Raw genomic sequence first — 3,545 nt, forward strand, 5'->3', positions numbered from 1 at the left:
TTAGATGAGCAGATAGTTCGAGAGTACATCAAGAATCAAGAAAGTGAGAAACGTCGTCAAGAGCAGATGAGGTTGATGGGCCTGTAACATAGCCCCCTCTGGGGGCTTTCATCATACCACCCGCTTTGTGGGTGGTTGCTGATTTTCCAAAGAGGCTATTGCCGAATTGAAAACCCATTTATTAAAAGGCCGCATAAATTAATGCAGCCTCATAAAAGACAAACTCAATGTTATTCTGCACAGGCAACGTCATTGCCATATTTGTCTAAACAGTATTGGCCATATTCAACACATATCCCTTCGTCGTCACAATCCCATACAAGACATGCAGCTTGATTGTTATTTGTCCAAGTGCACTCTGTTTCGAGTAGTTCGTATTGACCGGGGTCTTCAATCCCATTCGAAAAATTTTCAGAAAGTGGAATAATATCAGGTTTAATAGAATTTACTCGCAGCGGGTAGCCGTCTTTATCCGTGACGATTGTAAAAGCTTTCGCACTGATTTCGTGGGATTTGCTACTCTTTCCACGGCCAAGATATTTAAATTTAGAACCTTTATCTTCGCAAGGTGTGGTAAAAATTTGAAAGTTGGGTACGATTGGGTCCCACCCTACAGTTGTGCTGTATTGGCACTCGGTAAAATTTTGCGTTACCACATCTATTGTTCCAATCTTAGGGCCAAAGTCTACATTCACGCGTACAGAATGAAATCCATCAGTGTCGTTGACTTCACATACGACCGCTAAAGGGATTGTGCAGTCGATATCAGGCTCTGCATGAACGAACTGGCTCAGAGTGGATGCGCTCAAAGCAAGTAATAACCCTAAACCTATATTTTTCGTCCTAAACCACGATTTATTTAGCCATGTGAATTTCATTGCTATTTTTCTCCTATTTATACCTAATCAACAAAATGTTCCCAACGAATTAGTGCTGGTTGTAAGTGTTAACAGGAGCGAAAGGAAAAATAGGACAACAGATAAGATATCTATTTATCTTTCTTTCTATGGATGATTAACTGTTTTTGGATAAAGCAACCGTTTTTTAATGCCTAACTTATTGATTTTATTGATTATTCTCTCATGAGATTTCTTCGGGATTGACTATCTGACTAAGTTGGGGGATATATTGTATTGCGATCGCAATGTCTTAACGTCTGATGCCAGAAGGGACATTCACTCCGGCAGCTCGCTGGGCTCCGGGCCAGCATCCGATAGTTGCGCGTCCCTGGCCGGGCCCTTACGCCGGCGATGCGCTTGGCGTCCAAGCTGGTTGAGCTGTTTTAACCGCTGGCTATTAAACGCCTGGTACGTAAGTACCGAACGAAAGTCCTTCCAGCCCATGTTGTGGAGCGCATCCTCCATGTTCTCGCCCTGATCGACGATATAGCTCACTAGAGCGTGGCGAAATGAGTGCCATCTGTAGCCACTCCCTTCCAATTAGCCCTCTTTAAAAATCCGCTCCAGCTATTTCTGGAGAAACTGGATGGAATTTTTCATGAAGGCATTCGGAATTATCCGGTACGATATATTGTGTCCGTGTCCGCATTGGGCGGCTACAGACATTCTTTGGCCGTGGAATTTGACCATCCACACTATGTAACTGCTTATAAGCATTGAATTAATTTCCCTCTAATTTAGTTTCGACATCAAATATTATAGAAGATGATTTAGTATTATTGTTACTGTTTTCATTATTTTCTATTATATTTTCCTTTAATATAATGGCTTTTAAATGAATAGGAGCTAATTTATATTTTTAATATTCCTGCCAATCTGTGGATTTTGTATTTAGGTTAAGTCTCAGGTTTTTTATACTTTTAAATATGCACGTTATTTAGGTGTACGTGAACAGATAAAAATTATTAACTTTATGAAGCGTTGTTTAAAGCAGTTTTAAGGAAGCTTCTTAGAAATCAAAATTATTAAAAATACATATTACGGAGTTTTATAATTATGCGCTAAGGTATAGGTTTAAAATTTATTTACAGTTTTCTAATGACAAGTTTATCAAGTTATTAAAGAAGGAATCCAACGGTGAGATTTGTATTTTCATTGATAATATCATTCGTTACATTCTCTGCGTCCGCAAAATTTGAGAATAATCGATTATTACCTAACATATCAATAGAGGGGGGGAGGGAAAGTTCTTACGATTTTTTGCAAAACAATTTTCCTGAAAATAAATTGGAAGATCTTACAGTCTTAGATATAAATTTTTTGAAAACTTTGGCGTATGATGAATTTGTTAAATTAGGTGATCATAATATCGTTCCGATAAAAAATATTATACAGCCATATGTAAATTACTATTCTTTACTTGAAGCATACCAGAATTCATATCAAGACTATCAATTTAAAACTATTGAGGGCTGTAGTTTTAGTTTTGAAAATTTTCCAAAAGGTGAATTTCCCATTGATCTTAATGAATCACAGGAAAGCAAGTTAAATGGATATATACCAGATTGTGTTTCTGAAGCAATTAAAAGTATAGACGCAAGGGAAGTTGTATATTTACTTTCTTATGAAATTGAGAGTGCTGAGGTTAGAAACAAAATAAGAATTTTCAATAAAGCTACAGAGAGTTATTTTGAACGGAATATAGAGCTGAGCGAGCGTGATACAGGAAATGGATTTGCATACGACACAAGCCTTATTGCAGTACCAGGGAAATGTGCTGGTAACAATAGCTGCACTATCCCAGCTATTTATATTGATAATTATACTGCTAGTAATAAAATTAGCTTTCGCTTGGAAGGGAAATTTGAAATTAGTCGTACTGCATCCTATTCAGATGCTTTGAATTCTGCAAATAACTCTGCATATAAAGTGAAAACACCATTTCCGGTTAATTTTGTAAATGGGGAGTTTAATAGTGACGCAGCAGACTGGTCGGGTGGCATTAGCTTTGGTGGTAGTTGTTTTAATGCTCCGGATATTTCCCTTCCGGAGGCGGAAAATTTCTTTTTAGGTTTGGGCTTTGGTTCTCCGCCACCGGCCGGATTTTTGCTGGGTAATGCGGTTGCGCCAATCGGAGATAGGCTTGCCGATGTCGCTGATTTGAGTCAAACAATTAGTGTTCCCTCGAATGTGGATAGTTTGAACTTCTTCTTGCGCTTTCAGGGCGGTACTGGCAAACCTATTAGTTTTTATCAGCCAGGGACAACAAATTTTACGATAACCGCTATTGACCAAACTGCCGGAAATGCAATAGAACTCGCTAACATAGTTAATATTCCTAATGGCATTATTACAGGGGACGTATCTATTCCCTTGGAAGATCTTGGTATTGCGGGACATACAGTCAATTTTCGGTTTCGACTATGCGATTTTCAGGATTCAATAGCATTTCCGATAAACTATGATTACAACAAAGGCCGAGCTTACATTGACGACGTAACCTTAACTAGGGCCTGTTAACACTAATTTTGATAAAATCTGCGTTTATGGAAATCACAAAATCGCAATTCAAAATTATCGAACACCTGCTGCCTTTACAGCGAGGTAACGTCAAAATACCGAATATACAGGTCATAAACGCTGTTT

3 protein-coding genes are annotated in these 3,545 nt (G+C 38.3%); 1 reads left to right on the forward strand and 2 read right to left on the reverse strand.

What is annotated here, in order from left to right; translation table 11 throughout:
* Nucleotides 1-230: 230 nt before the first annotated feature.
* Entirely contained in the window at nt 231-878 is a 648-nt protein-coding gene (locus tag AB1S50_RS19180) for a hypothetical protein (protein ID WP_367152844.1), read from the reverse strand.
* 297 nt (nt 879-1,175) lie between these two features.
* Entirely contained in the window at nt 1,176-1,439 is a 264-nt protein-coding gene (locus tag AB1S50_RS19185) for a hypothetical protein (RefSeq protein ID WP_367152846.1), read from the reverse strand.
* Nucleotides 1,440-2,036: 597 nt separating this feature from the next.
* On the opposite strand from AB1S50_RS19185, the gene AB1S50_RS19190 reads away from it, so the two are divergent.
* The gene (locus AB1S50_RS19190) at nt 2,037-3,419 is read left to right on the forward strand and encodes a hypothetical protein (protein WP_367152848.1); all 1,383 of its coding nucleotides are present in this window, start codon (nt 2,037-2,039) and stop codon (nt 3,417-3,419) included.
* The last annotated feature ends 126 nt before the right edge of the window (nt 3,420-3,545 follow it).

Origin of the sequence: Microbulbifer discodermiae, assembly GCF_040742695.1 — a bacterium.
Lineage (GTDB): Bacteria > Pseudomonadota > Gammaproteobacteria > Pseudomonadales > Cellvibrionaceae > Microbulbifer.